This is a genomic window from Paenibacillus dendritiformis, assembly GCF_015845845.1.
Classification (GTDB): domain Bacteria; phylum Bacillota; class Bacilli; order Paenibacillales; family Paenibacillaceae; genus Paenibacillus_B; species Paenibacillus_B dendritiformis_C.
Window position 1 is genome coordinate 18,509 of sequence record NZ_LDIG01000166.1, and the last position, 20,348, is coordinate 38,856.

General features: G+C 46.3%; 13 protein-coding genes and 1 pseudogene. 4 read left to right on the forward strand and 10 right to left on the reverse strand.

Going from position 1 to position 20,348, the window contains the following annotated elements; all coding sequences use genetic code 11:
• Positions 1-7: 7 nt before the first annotated feature.
• The 7 genes and pseudogenes from ABD76_RS16875 to ABD76_RS16905 all read right to left on the reverse strand — a co-directional run bounded on the left by ABD76_RS16875 (position 8) and on the right by ABD76_RS16905 (position 11,459).
• On the reverse strand, positions 8-1,600 hold the full coding sequence (locus ABD76_RS16875) for a restriction endonuclease subunit S (protein WP_242069611.1): 1,593 nt from the start codon (positions 1,598-1,600) through the stop codon (positions 8-10).
• A gap of 288 nt (positions 1,601-1,888) precedes the next feature.
• Complete coding sequence (locus ABD76_RS16880; protein ID WP_197258394.1) at positions 1,889-3,700, reverse strand: DUF2357 domain-containing protein; 1,812 nt, start codon at positions 3,698-3,700, stop codon at positions 1,889-1,891.
• On the reverse strand, positions 3,684-5,636 hold the full coding sequence (locus ABD76_RS16885) for an McrB family protein (RefSeq protein ID WP_197258395.1): 1,953 nt from the start codon (positions 5,634-5,636) through the stop codon (positions 3,684-3,686). The genes ABD76_RS16880 and ABD76_RS16885 overlap by 17 nt, the downstream gene beginning before the upstream one ends.
• A gap of 11 nt (positions 5,637-5,647) precedes the next feature.
• A complete protein-coding gene (locus tag ABD76_RS16890) occupies positions 5,648-6,655 on the reverse strand; it encodes a serine--tRNA ligase (RefSeq protein ID WP_197258396.1) in 1,008 nt (335 codons plus the stop codon).
• A gap of 325 nt (positions 6,656-6,980) precedes the next feature.
• Positions 6,981-7,478: pseudogene (locus ABD76_RS16895) on the reverse strand (Fic family protein).
• Positions 7,479-7,609: 131 nt separating this feature from the next.
• Positions 7,610-10,192 (reverse strand): metallophosphoesterase, encoded by a 2,583-nt coding sequence (locus ABD76_RS16900; protein ID WP_197258397.1) that lies wholly within the window; start codon positions 10,190-10,192, stop codon positions 7,610-7,612.
• Positions 10,176-11,459, reverse strand: coding sequence for a class I SAM-dependent methyltransferase (locus ABD76_RS16905; RefSeq protein ID WP_197258398.1), 1,284 nt, complete (start codon positions 11,457-11,459; stop codon positions 10,176-10,178). Before ABD76_RS16905 ends, ABD76_RS16900 begins: the two co-directional genes overlap by 17 nt.
• A gap of 229 nt (positions 11,460-11,688) precedes the next feature.
• Here ABD76_RS16905 and ABD76_RS16910 point away from each other — a divergent pair, with 229 nt between their 5' ends.
• Genes ABD76_RS16910 through ABD76_RS16925 form a run of 4 tightly spaced genes read left to right on the forward strand, consistent with a single transcriptional unit; the run spans position 11,689 to position 14,474 of the window.
• The gene (locus ABD76_RS16910) at positions 11,689-12,606 is read left to right on the forward strand and encodes an ABC transporter ATP-binding protein (RefSeq protein ID WP_197258399.1); all 918 of its coding nucleotides are present in this window, start codon (positions 11,689-11,691) and stop codon (positions 12,604-12,606) included.
• Positions 12,603-13,352 carry an ABC transporter permease gene (locus ABD76_RS16915; RefSeq protein ID WP_197258400.1) on the forward strand — a complete coding sequence of 250 codons (750 nt, stop codon included), beginning with the start codon at positions 12,603-12,605 and terminating at the stop codon, positions 13,350-13,352. The genes ABD76_RS16910 and ABD76_RS16915 overlap by 4 nt, the downstream gene beginning before the upstream one ends.
• A gap of 12 nt (positions 13,353-13,364) precedes the next feature.
• Positions 13,365-14,090 carry an ABC transporter permease gene (locus tag ABD76_RS16920; protein ID WP_197258401.1) on the forward strand — a complete coding sequence of 242 codons (726 nt, stop codon included), beginning with the start codon at positions 13,365-13,367 and terminating at the stop codon, positions 14,088-14,090.
• A gap of 30 nt (positions 14,091-14,120) precedes the next feature.
• Positions 14,121-14,474: a YxeA family protein gene (locus ABD76_RS16925; RefSeq protein ID WP_197258402.1), complete on the forward strand. Its 354-nt coding sequence runs from the start codon at positions 14,121-14,123 to the stop codon at positions 14,472-14,474.
• Between the two features lie 103 nt (positions 14,475-14,577).
• On the opposite strand, the gene ABD76_RS16930 is transcribed toward ABD76_RS16925, so the two are convergent.
• The 3 genes from ABD76_RS16930 to ABD76_RS16940 all read right to left on the reverse strand — a co-directional run bounded on the left by ABD76_RS16930 (position 14,578) and on the right by ABD76_RS16940 (position 20,328).
• Positions 14,578-16,791, reverse strand: coding sequence for a peptidase domain-containing ABC transporter (locus ABD76_RS16930; RefSeq protein WP_197258403.1), 2,214 nt, complete (start codon positions 16,789-16,791; stop codon positions 14,578-14,580).
• Positions 16,784-20,035, reverse strand: a complete 3,252-nt coding sequence (locus ABD76_RS16935) for a type 2 lanthipeptide synthetase LanM family protein (RefSeq protein WP_197258404.1) — start codon at positions 20,033-20,035, stop codon at positions 16,784-16,786. Before ABD76_RS16935 ends, ABD76_RS16930 begins: the two co-directional genes overlap by 8 nt.
• A gap of 110 nt (positions 20,036-20,145) precedes the next feature.
• Complete coding sequence (locus tag ABD76_RS16940) at positions 20,146-20,328, reverse strand: type A2 lanthipeptide (RefSeq protein WP_197258405.1); 183 nt, start codon at positions 20,326-20,328, stop codon at positions 20,146-20,148.
• Positions 20,329-20,348 lie beyond the last annotated feature (20 nt).

Genomic DNA, 20,348 nt, shown 5'->3' on the forward strand with positions numbered 1-20,348 from the left:
ATCCCCCTTAGAATATCTCGCTGTATACGTTATTTTTTACTTGCTCCCATCTCGCTGCAGCTTGCTGGATGGAGGTCAAGAAGCGTTGTTTCTCTTGAATATAGCGCTGAATCAGCTTATCTTGCTCTGCTTCCGGACGAAGCGGCAATTCAATCTCGCCTACATCAGCCGGATTCAAGTTCATGACTGTCGTTCCCCGCTGATAGCTCTGGATAAGCGCCATACCTGTTGGGCTCTCCAAAAAGATTTTGGCGTAATGGCTGCGTACCTTTGACTTAAACCGAATGACGATAATGTTCGCAGAAGCGATCACGATCGAATCACACTGTGGAAATACAGCCAGCTTCGTCACAGTGCCTCTGCAAGTCATGACCAAATCGCCAGGAAAAATCTCGTACCGCTTCACTTTACCCTCTTCCTCGTCTATCGTGTCAAGTTGCCTGAGCACAACTTCGCTATCCTCAATATTGGATATATTGAGCACTTTAATCTTGCCCGGTTTCAAGTCGTTTTTCATAATCGACTTGCCGCGGAATATTTCTGCAATCTCGCTCATTTTCACCTTCGGCACTTGAGCATCGCGAAATGCACGCAGCGCATCCTGATTGTTGTCCAATAACAGGTCAATCCGCCAATCCTTCAATGCCGCGAAATGATCGGGAGACAACTCCGCTTCCTGCTCGATGACAAGCTCCGTCCCTTTGGCGCGCATTCGGACAAGCTTCACTTCTTCCGACATCCTAGTACCTAACATTAATTGATACATGCGAACAGAAGTATAGGGACGAAGGAGTCCGTCCGGAAGTAATGCAATGGCATGTACAGGTGCGGCTTGATGAAGCTGCTTGCGCCAGTTCGCATACTCACCGGCTTGGAACATCATGCGTGCGGGCAGCGTTACGCTGAGCATTCCGTGATCTTGCAGCAGGGGCAGCAAATGATGAACCGCTACACCTTCCGAATCCCGGATCATCATACTAGTCTCTTGCTCATCTATTTTCATACCGAAATGTGGAAGGGTCAGTATAGCATCATACTTATCTTCTAAAGGTAACGGTTGATAAATCGTGCCTTGAATGACCGATACATTCGGATAAGGTGCAAAGTATGTGCGAAACACTTGTGCCAAGATATAACTCTCGGTCAATAACGTGATCTGATATGTAGTTTTCTTATAACACTGCGTCTCCCAGATTCCGCGTATATATTTCTCCGCCTCTGCTACAAGGATACTGTTGTACTGATTCCGTTCGCACTGATCAAGGAACATCGTCATGATACTCGTTGGCACGATGACATTTCCGGTTACCCGATCATGCTGTAATGTTTGAAGCGCATACTCCAGCATATCTATTTGCTTACCTGCATGATACAATTTATAGAATAAATCCCGATCGCCCGGAAAATGCCCTAACTGTTGTACTTCAACATGCTCCTTCATCCACTGGAACAGCTTCTCCGGTTCGGTTTCCAATTGAACAGGTGCAGCATGTTGTTCAAGGCTCTGCTTCGTCCTGTTTACACGCAATGCTTCACGGAGGAGCTGGTCTCGTGTGTAGATATCATGCAGCAAACAAATATTCCAAAATTGCTCGTTCAAATAACCACCCCCTTGCATTAGGACTTTATGCCTTAAATATACCACCGTTCGTTTTAGTATTTCAATACTAAAAAATACAACTCATATAAATCGGACTTCAAAAGGTTCCCCCGCCGGGAAACAAGCTCAGGAACGCTTAAGAATAAAAAAATCAGCACCAAGCCGACGGCAAAGAAAAAAGCCCGGTGAACGAATCACTGGACTCTCGGCTGTTCCGATAAGGATATCTTCAAAAATATGATGTAACGCCGCAAAAATCAGCATGATATAGTGCCGCGCGACTGGCTTTTAATCGAGGGAGGCACTTACGCAATCTTTCAACATCTGTTGGATTACTCTCTCCAGTTCACTCCCGACATAAGAATTATCTTCACCTGGACTCAATGGAATAAAGCAAATATCATGATCATCCGAGGATGTAGGGATTTCAGTCCTTCCGCTCTTAACGGGATAGAAAGCCCATACCTCGGGAACGGGCGTCACTCTTTGCTTGCCGCGTAATCCATATAAATAATTTGATCGACAATCGCTATAGGCAATCAACTGTCTCATCGCTTGCGTGCGGTCACGATAAATACGATTCGTGTCCCAGAAATTTGTGAGTGGCCGATATTTAAAGTCCATCATGATGGAGCCGCAGTATATTCCCTTGCTGTATACATCCAGTCTCCCGTCTGGGCGGTTATGTTGCTGTCTCATATATAGAGGATGTTCCAGCGGTTTTGTCTCTTTGCTTGTTAAGGGAATCACTCCATTGTAGATAAAATGAAGGTGAATATCATCCTTTTCAAAGGTTACCCTCTCCCCTTCGGGAAGCGAGGGAATCAACGCCCCCTTATGACCGATGTCCAGATCGAATATTCCTCCGCTGGCAAGATGGAAGTGCAGGTCATCTCTTATTATTTTTATAATTTCGAAATAAGCCCACATTTCATAAAGCAAATCCGTACGCTTCCACTGAATTAAATATAACGGGTCCAGAGTCAACTCCGGTTCATCCCGCTGGAGCTCGCAAAATAGCAAATAAATGGAGCGGTATCTCGAATCTGTAGTCAAAACATAAGGCACCGTTCCTGCCCCTGCTTCGTCCACCTTATCATACCACGGTGCTGACTTAATATATTGGAAGCCTATTTTCATGCGCTGAACGATGTCAACATATTTTAATAGCTCACGATGCACTTTCTGTTTTTCCCGAAGTACATTGCGAGTACTCTGTTGCTGTTCGAACAATTGCAGTTGCTCTATTTCTTCGATTAATTGTTTTTCATATTTTTCGACCGAGGACATAAATTCATTCAAAATCGATATCAAATGCCTTATCATACGTTTCAACCATACATTTTCGGGTAACTTGTACGTGATCGTACGAATCGGGGCTTTAAGATGTCCCTTCAGTTCAGGATGCTTCAATTGGTGGCGAATCGTGACTCCATCTATTACTTTGGCTTCGTCTGACCGCACGATTTGATATTCTTTGCTCATTTTGAAGTTAATTTTTGAATAAAGGTCGCTTAACGCCGCCATGACCTCCGTAAAATGTTTATTGATAATCATGAATTGCATTAGTAACTTTGGCGGCATTGCCTTTCCGATCTGGCCTCCTTGTGAATATCTTTTACTAATAAAATCAAATGCCAAGCCTCGTATCGCTTCCTCTAATTGTTGCTTCATTATATCCAACTGCTCAAATGTCAATTGCTTCGGCAAAATCGCAAAAGGAGCAAACCATGTTCGATTATCGGCTACAACGCGGATTTGATAAGTACCGCCAGGAATGAGAGGATAATAATCCTTCGTGAACAATGTAATCATCTCGTGGCCCGGCTGAATGTAAGCTTCCCCCTGCTCATCCATCTTCACTTCAGATGATGGAATCATGTCCAGCCCGTACATATATAGCCTGGCATGATCATTGTCCGCAATGAACCGTATCTTGATATCCTGATTTTCCATTAAATCCACAGACGGATGATCAATTTGTTCAAAAAATTGTTTTTCATTCTCATAAAAGCGATATACCGTTTTGTTTTCTTGCTTATTCTTACTTCCGATAATAAATGACAGAGAGAATGGAAGCCGATTAGATTGTATAACCATTGTTCTTCAACTCTTTCGCTTTTTGAATCAGGACTTTCCTTGATTCTGTGAAATCCGAGACATCTGCATATTCATTCAGCAGTTCCGCCAACATGCTATCGCTTACATTTCCGTTCCCATCCATCTTCCCAATTAAATCTCTTAGCAGCCCTTCTGGTCCTCTTAGCTTGGTAAATATACGCTGGACTATCTGGATATCCATTGCATCCTTTCTGGACAAATGCGGATTGACCGGCACATTCCCCATGTATGCATCAATTTGGCGTACAATACGCGGGCCAACACCGAAATCTTTGGAACAATCCTGCATAGCATTATGAATCCCCCATAACATATCGACTTCCCTATCGCTGAGCGAAAACTTATCCATATTGCAAAAACTTTTAAAGTCTTGCCAGCTGCAAATTGCTTTCCTCCCTTGCTGATCTCGCGGCTGCTTCCGCTCTTTCTGTCCCGAACTTCTTAGTCCGGAATAAGGCAATACTTCCAAAGAGATAACATTCGCACGATCCAGCACTTTATCCGAAAAATGATGGGTGGACTCATCTATATTTACGGTGCCCACGAATTTAACGTTTTCCGGTATCAAGACCTCCGGTTCATACTGTGCCGTATTGTACAGTCTTCCGGTAAGATCTTTGTTATACAGCTTGATGAAGCGCTTCTGCGGTTCCATCTCGAGCACAGACAAAAATTGAGAGAAATAATGCTCCACTCTCGCCAAATTCATCTCGTCAAAACAAATAATATACAGCTTGTCTTCACGATGTTCTTGCGCCTGAATCAGCGTATTCATTAATCCTGAGTCTCCCGGGCGATACACCATATTCATCATGTCAACATATCCAATAAGGTCAGAATCATCTGTCCAGGAAGGGCGAACAGGAATCATCAAAAATTGATCGTCATCCAGATTAAGCGCTCTCGCATAGGCTTGCACTAGTTTGGATTTCCCGGTACCACTCATGCCGGCAAGAATGGTGAGGGAACCGGATTTGATAGCCGCATGAAAGTTATACAAATCTTTTTCGTTATACTGCAAGCCCATCTCCTTTGTTGTCTGGATGAAGTGTTCCATAAATCTGTTTTCGTCATAATAAGGATTTGTTGCATCTGGTTGCATGTTCTCTTTATCCATCAGCTTCTTATCCTCGCCCTCCTTCTGCAACGTTGAAGACGCTTCCATTTGTCCCAACAATGCTTCACATGGAAGAGATTCTTTCATGACTTGATCTATCTCACGTACAATATTCAATGGTATAAATATTAAGGTCGGATTCTCTGGAGTGCTGTAGCAATCTTCCAGCCAACGCTCCTGAAAAATTTGAGTTTTTAGTTGATTTGCTAACTGGAATGAGAAACCTCCAAACGCATATTGATGACTGGTAAACTCACCTAAAATTTTATATTTTTCATTTTCTTTCCAAAGTATAAATTGAGGGGTATCATTCAGATCTTTTGAAATATTATGTATTTTCCCAACATACCCATTATTAATGATTTTACTTACAAAGACATCAAATGTAATACCGTGTTCTTCTTGACTAAAAACAGGAAAAGGTATGTACGTAGTTCCATCAGTATAACTGTCTGATTTGCGAACAAGGCGGATATTTTTCCCCATATACACTTCTTTATGATTGTGTAGAACCTTTTTTACGGGTTTAAAGATAATGAGATAATTGTTCAGGAATCTCTCCAGACCCTCTTTCCTATCTTCTTCTGGCCTGTAGTACTCATCCTCGAACCCATACTGCTTAAGTTCATTTGGATAAAAAGTAAATAATTGAACATTTGGAAAATCGTAAGGCGTATCGGATATGAGTTTGACATAGAACTGAATCGAATTTTGAGAGTTTATCATAATGGGTCGTTTTTGGATTTCTTCCTCCGTTGCAAGTACTCCTACAAATTCTACATCCCATTCTCTATTCATGTTCCCTCTCCTTATTTAAGATAGGCTTGTAATTGATCAATGGTTCCAAACTCAATTAATTTTGTTCCCTGGTATACACTTCGTACTTTTCGCTGTTTTTTGGGGGCAATTTGAAATGTCAGCATCCATATCTCGTCCGAATTGCTCTCATGGCGAAGAAAATCTTCAACTTGACTATTCGTTATCTGCTTTATTTCGAATTTGGAGGTATCAATTATCGATTTCTTAATTTCATCTCCCAACAAAGCTACTTTTCTTCTACTCGATCCGGATGTACCGTTCTCATGAGCACTATAATCTGAAGAACTGGCGACTTGGGACAGTTGAGCTTGCATTTGATCGAGTTTGAAATACAACTCCTGCATTTCCTGCTTTTGTTGTTCCATCGCTTCATTCTTAGTTCCTAGCTCTCTCTTAAGTGCTCCTATCTCTTCCATGTAGGTAGTCCGTTGTTTTTTCCATTCTTTCGATTCCTCCTTTCTTTTCTCCCTTAACTCTTTTATTGTCTTCTCATATTGGGTTATCTTTTCTCTTTCTTGTTTAAGTTTCTCATCAAGTTTACGCAATTTTTCTTCAACCAGCAGCAATTCACTGTCATCCCCTTTTTCTTCGAGAGAAGAAGACATCTTCCTATCCACTAAATGATTTTGATTCCGAATCAGTTCGAATAAGCGATTCGCCTTTTCAGCAAAATCGGTTTCGGGCCTGGTTATTAACATCATTAAACTGAATTCGAACGGTACATCATGATATAAATGAAACAGTTCCTGTTCTCCCATATTGCAAATTTCAGAGATCTTCTCCCTCGGAAACATTTTTTCGATATACTCTTTCATATGATCAAATAACTTTCCTTTGGCAATTAACTTATTTATCAGATTTATTTTAACAATTTTTATATTTTTATTAAATTTCCTCGTTCTAAAACCATCTATCGTTATTTTGTCCGAACCCGCCCATTCAATTAAAACGGATTCTTCCATCTGCTGCAAAATCCACCTCATCATTTGTCGGTTCACAGCTCTGCCTCCCTCAATAAATTATTAGCTCCTGCGCGTTTCTTTTCCATACCGCCCCACATTTACAATATTCTACAGCATCTCTCAAGATCCTTCCTACCGAACTTCCCTTTCCTTGTTGTTCAGGAACGAATGCGGAACGCCCAACTGTGAGTACATTCACTTTGGAAACACCGAACGATATCATTAGAGATTAAAGAAGATGCCCCCTAACCAATTCAGGGGGCATCTTCAGGCAGCGTAGTGCTTTGCTTGTTTATAGGTCCACGTAAAGAGTTACGGTTCAAAGAGATGGCTATTTGTTCTTAGACCGTGACCTTACACCTTATTTCACGGCAAACAAATACGCCTGCAGGCTCTCGGCCACACAATCCATAATCAAGCTGACAAAGGGTTGCAGGTGACCGTGCACGCTCACTTCTTCCAAGGTCTCGTAATATCGCAGCCGAGCAGCATCGGCCGCCTTGACTATCGCCGGCGGATAGCCATGCTCCATCAGGATAAGGTTCATAAGAAGATTTGATCACATGTTCGGTAAGCTCTTGCTTACGCTGAACCCGATCTTGAACATATTGTATCGCTTCCGCATGGTTGATTACTTCCAAATGCTCCCGAAGCTTTTCCCCCCGATGGTCAGCCCCTGTTCCAGCACGAGCTTCGTTTCGAGCAGCGTCAAGGTGTTCCCTTCGATCGCATTGGAATTGTAGGTCCAATCCACACGGAAGACCTCTTCCAGATTGTGAACGGCCGCAGCAGGCAAGGGTCGAAGCGAATCCAATTGTTGCTTCAATCGATTGATTTGTTCAAGCTCCACACCGTCCACCTGCTTTCTCGTTTTATCGTATGATTCTATTATATCAGCTCTGGAATGAATCTAGACATCGGAGATAATATCTGTTTTGAGTGTTCCGAAGCAGATCAAGCAGGGATGCCCGCCCAGCCTCGCCGTACTGCCTACAATCGCGGATCGATATCCTTCTCACCAGCCACTTCGAACAACAGATTGGCTGCCACGTCTTGGTACTCCTCATTTCCCGGAGTAATCTCTTCCCGCTTCACCGCCAGCATCTGCTGGCCCAGCCGGTATTCATTGATGGATGCGCGCAGCTTCGGAGTAATATTTTTCTGCTTGATCAGCTTGTCGTACTTGTGCGGGAAGCGATAATCATATCCGTAAATAAGGGATAAATAATCGGCATTCCTCACCTTCATATAAGGCACCGCGTGGTCAACGATATGCTCGGGCTTGATCACGCCCCCTTCCATACGCTGCTCTATCGTCAGCTTGGAGAAGAACCGTTTGGCCTGCTCGCAGCACTCCGGGTCCGTAAGATCCAAGACCAGGCATTCATCGTCGGATACGAACCGGTACATGTCGGATGTGCTCTCCTCTGGAATTCGCTCTTCCCCCGACTCATATATCTCCTTGAGCAGGGCAAATGGCTTGTACTCCAGCTTGCTGTCCCCCGCATACAGCTCGAGCTGTGTCTTATACGTCTCATAGGCCTGCTCATGCTCATGCAGCGGCATATGTGTCTTGAGCAGATCGTGCATATACTTATAGCTGTGGTAGAGATGACTGCCATATTTCTCACTCAGGGCGGATTTCGCCATATGACACTGATCCTGCTCAAATCCGCTCCGTTGATAGTCTGCGGCAAGAGCTCCCCATGCCTGCTCAAATCCGTTCTGCTTCAGGAACGCAAGCTCGCTCTCCAAGGCCGACGCAATCGGCTTGAACTGCCGTTCAATCAACCCGTCCCCCAACGCTTTCCAAGGAAGGAGCTCCCCGTCCAGCAGAAGCATCGCAATCCCGTTGTCTTCCATATACCCCGCGAATTTCTGCAGCAGTTGTTCGTAAATCTCCGTCAGATCAACCTGTTTCACCCGATATCCGTTCCGGCTGACGGCGAAGCACTGCTCGATGTCCCGGTGAAGATAAATATTGCATCGCGAGCCCATATATTTCGGCTGAAGGACGACCTTATTGACCCGCTGCGCCGCGAAATAATCGAGTCCCCGCTTCAACGATTCCAATTCATGAGACGTCTTATCTTTGTCGGCGGGCGACATCGTTCCCGATATGAAATTAATTTTGTGGCGCGAGCAGTAGTGCAGTCTCCGCACTTCTTCATCATCCAGATCGTGAACCGAGACTTTGCGCTGCACGGCAAATAACGTTTGCAGTTCCTCCGGAATAACGGCTTGCTTGGATGGCTGCGATTTGAAAAACGGCTTGCACGAGATGCTTACCGCCGTCAGTCTGTTCCCGTGCACGCTGCCGGTATCGAGATGAATTTTGTTTTTGATGCGGAAAGCCGTCTTGGCGGCGATATGACCGAATAGATGGTAGGGCTGGTTGCTGACCGCTTCTTCGGCCAGGAAGTTCAACTGCTCCTCCAGCGGCGCCCTCCGATCGATGCGGAAGTTCCGTTGATGACGAACCGCCTTCTCATCCAGCTTGCCGATATATTTGTTCTTGCAGGGCGCGTGGGTGACATAGAACGAAGGCCTATTCGATCCCCGATATTGATAAAAGGGCTTTGATAACCGCACTAGATGGCGGAATCGGTCCAGCAGCTCCGGATCGCCCACCAGCACTTGAATCGAGTCGAAATACGTGCGCACCATCTCTTGATCCGCACCGCTAATTTCCCCTTGTATATATTTGTATACAAAGTTCTCGTGATTGCCCAAGACGAACCGGAAATGCTCCTGATTACGATACAGGAACTCAATCGTCTCCTTCGTTGCCTTGCCTTTATCAATCCAATCTCCCACCAGGATGATGGCCGTATCTCTCACTTGATCCGTAGCGACAAGCTTGCCGGCTTCGATCCGATAGCCATAGCTTCGCAGCAGAGCTTGCAGATCTTCAATACATTCGTGCACGTCCCCGACGACGATATAATTCTTCTCCGGAGGCAAAAAGGTAGCCGCATAATCTGCATAATTTTCAACGACTACGCGATAATCTGTAATCACGCTCCCATTTTCCATCGAATAAAAATCTTTGCCCTGCACGCGATGCACCCGGTCATAGCCTTCACGCGCCAAGGAACCGAGAACCTCCTTCTTCAATCGGTTCATATGAGTCGTGATCAACCGCTTCGAGCGTTCGGAGGCATAATAGTCCTCGCGCTTGCGATAATCGAACAGGATGACCTCGACGTTATAGTGATTCTGCTGGGCTATCTCCCTGACCTTCGCGCGGAAGTCCTCCGCAAGCCCGGTCGTATCCAGGATGACGAACTCGGCATGAACCGGAAAAGAGGTCACCATGTTCAGCTTCTCATACAGCAAGTGAAAGGCCTGCGAGCTTGCTTCCAGCATGGCCTGATCATATTTATCGTAGTCATGCCCCAGGATTTCCTGGCGAATCCCATCCGAAGACAGATATTGAACATTCACCGGAACAGGGGCTTCTGCATTTCCTTTTAATTGCGGGATCAGCACCTCTTGGGCAAATGTCGTCTTGCCGCATTCTGTGGGCCCGATCAACAGATAGATGGTATGAACGTTAGTTACTATCTCCATGTGAATCCCCCCTCTTCCTTACAATCACGCCTTGTGTGGTCGCTATATCGTTCACCCGATCACCAATCTCTACAAACTCATATTGCAGCGCATAAGGCGACACGGCTTCCGCAAACCACGCTTCGAACGCCTGCTGTCCCATTTCCCATCGATGATCAAAATGCCTATATTCCGTAAGTTCATAGTACGTATTAAAATCCGCGTTCGGCGTGGTCACGATAAAATAATCAAAGTCAATATGCGTACAAATATCCCGGATCAGCTGTGCCCCTTCCTCTTTGCTCATATGCTCGATCACTTCCGTCAAAATAACGTCGACTTGTTCCCCATTGTACGATTCCATGAACTGAGCGATGGAAGAATAGGTCACGAGATTATCCAGTTCTCTGGCATCGGCCTTCCGCTGCACGACAGTCAGCAGCTCCTCATTAATGTCCACGGCATAATAATGGCCTTCCACCTTTGCCGCATACGGCAGCGCGTAGAACCCTTCTCCGCATCCGACATCGAGTATGGATTTATTGAAGGGCAACCGGCTTCCGATAAAGCTTCTTCGCTGCATAGCCGTTCCGCCATAATGGAACTGAATCGAATACCGGCTCGTTTGCTCCAGCTCCGCTTTATATTTGCGAAAATGATCTTTACCCGATAACATGATGCGGACGAATAAGCTGCGAATATAATAGGGCGCATCGATGATGTTCAAGCTTTTGATATATTTCTGAAGGATGCTCTCCGAAATCTCGAGATTTTCATTGCCGAACATCGCCAAAAACAAGCAAAGCACGCTTACGACATGCAGCAGCTCGTACAAGCTCTTTTCCGTTGTGACCTTCAAGGCATAGCTTTTGGCGGCCCGGTGCTCCAGCTCGAAGGAGTAATCAGGCAAATGCTTTTGGAAAAACTCGATATACCGCACTCTCTCAATATGGATCATGTGGATATAGAACATATGCTGATAACCCGCGATGTCGCGTTCTCCTTGTTCCTTCAACGGAGCCGAGAAGAATTCATTGATCGCGTTGAGCGGAAATAAGGGCGTATTATAACGGGATACATTCAAGTATTCGAATACTTCCTGCTTATGCTGCTTATATGAGATTTCATTGTCTGCATCTTTAAAATAGACGTTATATGTCAACTCATCCGTATACCACCCGTATGCCATTCCTTTGCGGATTGCCCTCAATATCATTCCATTATGCGGATTTTTCCGAATGAGGAACGAAAATTGCGGGTTCGTAGAGGTCAATTGTACGATAGCCATCAGTCCCGTTGTCTCCTTCCCTGTCTCATTGCCTCTATATCATCCTTTATTTTGGTTGCGTCGAACATGGCGGAAGTATTACGACGGAAATTATTTCATACTTGAAAGCAGGATATTCGGGAACAGCATTTAAGGTTGTCGTTAGGTTATCTTCATACCCGGGAAAGGTGCGTGGCTTAAGGTGAAAGGGTAGCAAAAAGATTAGAACGAAAGATCGGAGTGATGATCGATGAATGCTCAACCTATCGTTGCTACCCACCACTTGTCGAAAGTCTATAACAACGTATGCAGGGTGAACAAGATCAATTTGGCGGTTCCGGAAGGAGAAATTTATGGCTTTCTCGGTCCGAATGGAGCTGGCAAATCGACGACGCTGAAGATGCTGCTAGGTCTTGTCAAACCTACAGAGGGCCAGGTCACCCTATTCGGCAAGGATTTCCGCAAACATCGGCGTTCCATTCTGAACCAAATCGGTTCCCTAATTGAGTCTCCCTCCTATTATGGACATTTGACCGGACTGGAAAATATGCGGGTCATGCAAAAGCTGCGCGGGGTGCCGAATCACAACATAGAAGAAGCGCTCCGCATCGTTCGTCTGGAAAATCAAAAAAATAAAAAAGTAGAGCATTATTCTCTTGGCATGAAGCAGCGGCTTGGTATCGCCATGGCGCTCATCTCCTTCCCCAAGCTGCTCATACTGGATGAACCGACGAATGGACTCGATCCGGCCGGCATTGGTGAGGTGCGCGAATTGATAAAGTCTTTGCCCGCTCGTTATGGAATGACCGTTCTCCTCTCCAGTCATCTGCTCTCCGAGATTGAGCAGATCGCTACTTCGGTCGGCATTATTAACGATGGCGAGCTGATTTTTCAAGGAACCATGGATGCGCTCTGGGCCCGCAATATACCTGTTATTTCGCTCAGAACGAGCGATGATGGCGCCGCCGCCGCATTGCTGCATCAACGCGGCTTCATGCCCGCCTCCAATAACGGGCGCCTCCAGTTCGAAAATATATCTGATCGGCAGGTAGCGAAGCTGAATAAAGATCTCGTCATAGCGGGGATCGATGTTTTTCGCATCGAGGATCACTCCAAAACATTGGAGGATATATTCCTGGAGCTTACGGGGAAGGAGCGGAGCTTATGATCAAAGCACTGGCCCTGGAATATTTCAAGCTCCGCCGCAAGCGGATCATTATTATGGCGGCTTTATTTCTCTGTGTCGAAATGCTGTGGGCACTAGTGTCTGTGACGATGTCGATGGCCCGCAATCCGGACACCGCAGACTGGAAAACCGTAATCGCAACAACCGCCTCCATGAACGGGTTATTCCTGCCGCTCATTTCCGCTATCATCGTATCCCGCTTGTGCGATATGGAGCATAAGGGAAATACATGGAAAATGATTATAACCGCACGCATGAGTCTGGGCCAAATCTATGCGGCCAAATATATATGTGCCCTGTCACTCCTGCTCTTGTATATTGTCCTGCAAGCCGGTATCATCTCTGGATTCGGCATCATGTATGGCTTCAAGTCTCTTCCTCTGCTGCTTCTGCTGCAGTATATCGGAGGGGCGCTTCTGACAAGCATGGCGATTATTGCCTTGCAGCAATGGATTTCCCTGGCCGTGACCAATCAATCTTTTGCCCTCTCCCTGGGAATGATAGGCGGCTTTATTGGGATGACGGCAGATCTGTTCCCTGCAATGGTGCGGCGGGTATTCATCTGGTCCTATTACTCGGGGCTGTCTCCCGTTACCTATCTGTATACGGAGCAATCCGCCATATTCATTGTACAGCCGCCAAGCTTCGGATTGCGGTTGGCTGTGCTGTTGATGGGGATCGTGTTCTATGCTGCAGGCTGCATCCACGTCTCCCGTCAGGAAGTATAGGAGGTGATATCTGTGTTAAGAAGCATTTCCGCTGAATGTCTGAAACTGCGTCATTCTCGGTTAGGATTGATCCTGATGGCTCTTCCTGCCCTTAGCCTTCTCATCGGCTGTACCAATTTTTATTTCAATCAAAGCGTTTTGCAATATGGATGGCACAGCTTGTGGACACAAGTCGCTCTATTTTATGGGGAATTCTTTCTTCCCGTACTAATTGCCATTTGCTGTGCTTACGTGTGCCGGCTGGAACATATGAACCGGAACTGGAATGCCGTATTAACGGCTCCCGTAGCGATAACCAGCGTCATTGTTGCCAAGCTGGTCGTCGTCGGACTGCTCATTTTCATGGTACAGCTTTTCTTTCTTGCCTTATTTTTTGGCGCGGGTCACCTTCTAGGCATCTCTTCGGCCTTCCCGGCAGAGACATGGGGCTGGATATTCCGGGGATGGGTTGCCTCCTTATCGATAGCGGCCATCCAGCTTGGATTATCGCTGCGCATTCACAGCTTTGCCGCACCCATCGGCATCTGTCTATGCGCCGTCTTCCTAGGCTTGGGCTTGTACGTAGCGAAGCTCGGCATGTTCTTCCCTTATTCACTGCTCACGATCGGCATGGGCGCGCTGAGCCAGGAAGGATTAAGAGGAGCAGAGCATCTTCAATTTTATGTTATGAGCATTCTGTATATTTTGTTGTTCGTCTTACTTGCCATTCGCAGGGTGTACAGAAACGATGTCGCCTAAACCTGATAAGCGAAGAGGAGGTGTTTCACGATGAGGAAAGCGTTGCTCGTGGTCGGACTGTTTATCGTTGCGGTTATTGCATTTGGCTTCTTCCTCTTTACGCCGGAACGGCTGACGCCGGAGAATCCAGAAGGAAAGACGCCGTATTATACGCAAGTTAACAATAAAGAAGCCTTCAAAAACAGTGAAGGCCGGTATGAATACAACCTTCCTGCTTATAGCACTCGGGGAGAGGAGAAGGTATTGAACTTCACTTCCAGCAAGTCTTTGCGGGAAGGCGCATATCTGGAACTGTATACGACGACATTCCGTGGGGTCACGTATTGGCAGGAGATTCCGTACGATGATCTGCCCGAGCGTGTAAAGAAACGGTACCAGCCGTAGTATTATCAAACAAAGCAGGGCTGTCCGCTTGTCATCCTTGATGACTTCCGGGACAGCCCATTGCACTTCCTCCTGCACTTCTGCCGCTGCCAGAACGTGACGGCTATACACGTTGATGCGTCCGATGATCGGCAAGCTGAGAGGCAACAAGTTGGCGATAATGATGACAGCGGCTCATTAATTCCTCATGGGAGCCTGCATCCACGATCATCCCCTCATCCAGAACATAGATGATATCCGATGCAATGATCGTACTCAGCCGGTGCGCTATAATAATCTGCGTACAATTCAAGCTCCGCAAGTTGTCTCCAATCCTTGTCTCCGTGACCGTATCCAGCGCGCTGGTGGCCTCATCGAGAAGCAGGATATTCGGCCTATTCACCAATGCCCGGGCCAGGGCCATGCGCTGCTTCTGGCCGCCAGACAGATTCGTGCCGGATTCCGAGATAATGGTATTGTATTTCATCGGCATCTTCTCGATATCGACCGCAATCTCTGCCATATGGGCTGCCCACTGTACATCCTCTATCGTTGCCGCAGGAGCATGCATCGTAATATTATCGTAGATCGTACGATTAAATACGAAATTATCTTGCAGCACAATCCCAATTTTTTGCCGTAATGATTTCCTATCCAGTTCTGTGATCTTCCAGCCGTCAAAATAGATTGCCCCCGTCGTCGGCATATACAATCCAACCAATAGATTGGCGAGCGTGCTTTTGCCTGATCCAGACTTCCCGACCAGAGCTACTCTTTGACCTGCCTCTATATCAACATCAATATGCTGCAGCGCATAGCCGCTGTAATCGGTATATTGAAAACTAACCCCTTCAATTCGAATATTCCCTTGCAATTTGGCTATCTGCCTTTGGGGCTTCGCATGATCCGGGGTATCTGCCTTCTCATGCATCACATCGTAGATCCGATCCAGCAACGTATCCGCCATAACGAAATCATTCAGCATAAGCGCCAAGGAATTGAGAGGCCCGATAAAGGACATCGCCAAGGATTGAAAGGCGAATAGCATGCCTATTGTAATGCTGTTATGAATGACGAGATAAATTCCGGTAGCCAGCACCAGCAGCGGTGTCAATAGATTGAACGCATGATTCATCGTGTTGATCTTCGCTTGGTAGAACGACTTCTCCTTTACCGCCTTCAACTGCAAGCCGAACAGTTGCTTCCACTTGGCCCCAATCGTATCCTCAATACTGAGCGATTTGATCGTGGACATGCCCTCCAATGCTTCTGTCATAAAAGATCCGGCCATGCTCTGCGAAACGACTTGGGTCTGTGTTAGCTTTTTGAACTTGCTCCGGGTCCCGAGAAAGACGCATATTTGCATTGTTCCCATCATAAGCAAGCCTGCAGCGACCAACTTCGACTGAATGAAAATATAAGAAAAAGTGACCACCACCAGCAGCAAATGAATGACGGTAGAGATGAATTTCTGCGACATCAGTTCTCGTATCGTCACATTGCTGTTGAGCCGGAGAATCAAGTCCCCGCGCGAGCGCACTTCAAAAAATTTGTACGGCAAGCGCAGCAGATGGTTAACAAACCTGTTCGTTAATTGGGAATCGAGCAGTTCTTGCAGTTTCACGATGCATATCTCTTTGAAGTAGCCAAAAGAAAGCTGCAATACCGTGAGCAAGAGCATTCCCGCAATAATGACGGTAACGAATGAATACTGTCCAGACTCCAGGGCGGCGTCCACGCTCATTTGCATGAATACAGGCACAGCCACCGCCACAAGCTGCAAGACAAGCGCCAACGCTACAGCCAGTAGGAAGAACCTTTTATTATTGTTAATAATCTTTGTGAAAAACTCCAGCTTGTTGTATTTCTTTTCTTTCCCTGGATGAAATTCTTCCCCCGGACCAGCAAACAGAAACACTCCAGAGTATTTATCGGAGAACTCTTCCTTGGAGAGCACCTGCCTTCCTAGGCTTGGATCGATGATCGTGTACATCTTGCGTCTGGATATTTGCTCCAAGATGACAAAATGCTTATGTTCCCAGAATAAAATAATAGGCAGAAAGCCATTGTCCAATTGATCGGCATTCGCCTTCTTCGCCATACAGGTTAACTGGTACGTCTCTGCTACTTCCTTCATCTTCAGCATGGAACTGCCATCTCTTCCATTTCCAATGGCGGTAAACCGTTCCTTCAGCTTCGAAAAATCAGCTTCGTATCCATAATAAGCCAATATCATGTGCAAACAGCTTGGGCCGCAATCATATTGATTCATCTGTAAGCGGACAGGCACTTTCTTCCGGGGCTTGAGCCGCGCCAGCCACGACGTACGTTCAGGCATTGTTGTACTCCAGATCAGGACACGTCGGCTGTTGGAGTCTGGACATGCGCCCCGGACCTTCCAGCAGCAGCACAGATGGCAATTGACGATTGTGCAGCCTGAGCAGTTGATAACCGATACCCGCGAGTCCAAGCATCAGTCCAGGAATTTGCTGTCTTCCAGGTATCCCGCATTTCCAATGCATTTGATTTTCCCGTACTTGCGCCAATATATAGTGACTCATGCCCTTCACAAACTTCTCCAGCCGCGCATCCTGAGTATCGTCTGCCGCGAGCATGATAAGCTCCAAATTCCCCATATCGCCATGACACAGCGAGTAGCTAACTTCGGTAAATCCGTCCTTCATCGTCTTATCCAGCGCTCTGTTGATATCCGCGGTGAGAACATCTGACTCGCGAATTCTGCTCGTTCCGATTCTTGCCAAGCCAATGCCAGGCGCACCATTGCACCAATACATCACGTGATGACCATCCGGAACCTCTCCTTGGGAAAACCGGAGGTCCAGCCAGTTATTTTCCTGCGGAAGGTACAAGCTATTCTCATATCGAATGCCTTCCATACTGGCCTCGTAATATTTGAGATCGCCTGTCGCTTCATATAACCTCATAAGACTAAGGCAGATACCTGCACTCCCGTGCGCCAGACCGCTGAGCGGGATGGAATGAATGGACGAGGTAACCCATGAAATGCCGGTCTCCATCTGCTGCGATTTGTCCAAGAGACGCTGCCCGCATTTTATAGCGACATCCAACGCTTTAGGCGCATGAAACGCATGGTAGAAATCGACGCATGTCATCAGAGTGCCTGCGCAACCCGCGATAAGATCGAGATGCTCATCGGTATCAATAAGTTGTTCCAGTATATCCAACAGACGAATCGCTTTATCAGCCAGTACCGCTTCGCCTGTCAGCACTGCTTTGTGCAACAGAAGGTACAACAGCGAGCCATACCCCGTGAATACGGATACATTTTTATCAACGTTTCGCTCTATCATTTCCAATGCCGTGTTGATGCACAAATCGGCAAAACGGTCATATTCCCTATTTCCGCTTGCCTGGGCCAAATAAATATAAAAATAGGCGATGCCCGTTACCCCGTTGTACAACCCTAGTTCAGAGGATTTATAAATAAGCCGCTCATTGGCGTCCATCCCCATGCTAATCCATGATACCGTCTGGCCGTCATCCCCCAATACTGCAATATCTTTAATGTAATCTCCGATTCGAATCGCTTCTTCAAGAAACGCTTGCTTGTCAACGTCATTGTCCATATAGGGTTCAATTTGCTCCCATGAAACGCTCAACTTGCTTTTCTCCATCGTATAGGTGTCTTGCAACAAATATTTGGTCTGAACCGTTCTTTCGATAAATTCCCACTGCAGGTTTGCATCGTCTTCATTCATTCGCTCGATCTTCTTCAACGTTGTCGTTATAATATCGGTAGAATAGGCATGGATGATCGCCTCATTGCATTGATGATGGTGCAGGGAAATGTCACCAATTCTCGTACTGAACATCGGTATATCGCCGCTGGACAGATCGCTGCATTCGCACCGGATCGCTTGCGCTCGGTTCGGATCTTGCTTGAGCATCGCCCACAAATGATCCAGCAACAAGTCCTTATCTACGCCGCTCTTCAAATATTTGGGGTGGTTGCTCGCTTCCAGCAAGGTGAAATAAGTAATGGTCGGCCGTATAATGGTACGCACTACGCAGCCGTGGAACCACTTATCAATGAAGGTTCCCAGTTCCTGCTTATGGGAGGAGATAAGCCGGTAGCATTGATAGAACCCGCGCTTGACCAAATCCATATAGGTCCTCGGCGTAATCGGCTGGTTGTTGAAAGAAGGCAAGTGAGTATGCTTTTCAACCTCGATTTTGCTTCGCCGAATCTTCATCGTATCTGTATTTTTATCAATAACTTCATACGTGCTTAACGTCTGCACCGTATCCCCTGCCAGGCCGCTAAGATCGCTATGGTACAGAAAATTGGCATCCAATGCAGGAAGCATATTGGTCTTCAATACCGAATCATTCAAAATAACGGCCGTTTTCTCAAGTGCGGAATATGCTGGCTTCTCCTCCATGCTGACGAAGGCTTGATGATGGAATAATGACTCCAAATCGATCAGGAAAGGATGTTCGCCATGCGCAATAATATTTTCCATATGCATATCGGTTGCATTGGTTGCGTATAGCAACGCAAGATACTGGCCCTGCCTTTCAAAATAACTCTCGACACCGCTTTCATCTATACATGCTTCATAGGCAATATATTCTTGCCACCCATACTCTCCTTTATTGAGCATCCTCGTGATGCTGAAAGGTTTATGTATCCCCTTCTCATTCAACCATGCTAATAAATGTGCAAAACCCCTGTCTACAGACAAATCTCTTGGCTTGTAAATAAGATTGACTTGATTGGAAAATTCCAGCCGCAGCACACAAGCCCCCCCGTTGTGAATGTCACCGAGGAAATGAATATCAATCAATTTGTCAAGTCTAACTTGAAAAGCTTGTTCTATCTCACGCTTGTCGTGTATCAATCGTTGGATTACCGTCAACATGTTGGAATGGATGCGAATCAGGCTTTCACACAGCATTCGAGCCAGCACGGGATATTCGCCCAGCAGGGCCAGAATGTCTTCATAGCTCCCCGTCTTTACTTGGGTAAACGACTTGTAGCGTTGATTCGGCGTCTCGCCTTGCAGTTCCTGGTGTAAGCGTGATTTATTTAACTCGTAAATTAATGTTTTTACAGAGAGGTGGAACACTTTGTCCATTACGATTTTCAAAACGATGCCAATCACTTTCCCTTTCCCTATCCACTCGACATCATCCAGCCCTTGCTCCAGCACGCGTATCGTTCGCTGAAGAAAGGGGTGCGTGAAGTCCATAAAAGGGATCTCTTCCTTGTTGACATAGAGATAAGTGTCCAGATTATACTGTTCTTGAGCCGTAAAGATTTGTACCAATTCTTGAAACCATGCTGCCTGAGAGCAGTCGTAAATCGTGTCAGGCGCATCTATGATCGCATAGAAGCAATCCGGGTCCATCCCGTCGGCAACAATCCGCTGCTCCAGCAAGTCGCGCTCCCCGAAAAATTTCTCTATCCACTGCTGCAACCTCACGGTATCTTGCGGCTGTTCCAGGTTGTCAGGAACGCGAACGATCTGCTCATAACGTTCCTTCACATTCAATGCTTCACCCCAACACGGATCGTCCAAGAGTTCCGTTATCCTCATTGTTCCGTCTCCTTCACTGCAAAATAATGAAAGGCATGCCCTATAATGTGTTTGAGCACATAACTGCTATGACGAGTCATAGCAAGTTATGTGCTCACCTTCAAGAACAATTACTTGCAACAAGTAGCCCAGGATGATGGGGACACCGAGTTATAATGGCATTCATGGCTGATGGTACAGATGATTCCGCCGCTTGCAAGAGCTTCCACACTGCCTGCCCCGGTAAGCGTCATGAGCTCCTCATCATTGATGTCTTCAATTGCTTTCAATGCTTCCAGATCGAAATGCTTCATAGACCTGACACCTCCTTGAT

Bases quoted from the DNA above. Each gene is read 5' to 3' on its own strand.
- ABD76_RS16925 (WP_197258402.1), top strand. From the start codon at position 14,121: ATGAGGAAAGCGTTGCTCGTGGTCGGACTGTTTATCGTTGCGGTTATT.
- ABD76_RS16905 (WP_197258398.1), bottom strand. From the start codon at position 11,459: ATGGCTATCGTACAATTGACCTCTACGAACCCGCAATTTTCGTTCCTC.
- ABD76_RS16935 (WP_197258404.1), bottom strand. From the start codon at position 20,035: ATGAGGATAACGGAACTCTTGGACGATCCGTGTTGGGGTGAAGCATTG.
- ABD76_RS16880 (WP_197258394.1), bottom strand. From the start codon at position 3,700: ATGGTTATACAATCTAATCGGCTTCCATTCTCTCTGTCATTTATTATC.
- ABD76_RS16940 (WP_197258405.1), bottom strand. From the start codon at position 20,328: ATGAAGCATTTCGATCTGGAAGCATTGAAAGCAATTGAAGACATCAAT.
- ABD76_RS16885 (WP_197258395.1), bottom strand. From the start codon at position 5,636: ATGAATAGAGAATGGGATGTAGAATTTGTAGGAGTACTTGCAACGGAG.
- ABD76_RS16900 (WP_197258397.1), bottom strand. From the start codon at position 10,192: ATGGAGATAGTAACTAACGTTCATACCATCTATCTGTTGATCGGGCCC.
- ABD76_RS16910 (WP_197258399.1), top strand. From the start codon at position 11,689: ATGAATGCTCAACCTATCGTTGCTACCCACCACTTGTCGAAAGTCTAT.
- ABD76_RS16915 (WP_197258400.1), top strand. From the start codon at position 12,603: ATGATCAAAGCACTGGCCCTGGAATATTTCAAGCTCCGCCGCAAGCGG.
- ABD76_RS16930 (WP_197258403.1), bottom strand. From the start codon at position 16,791: ATGCCTGAACGTACGTCGTGGCTGGCGCGGCTCAAGCCCCGGAAGAAA.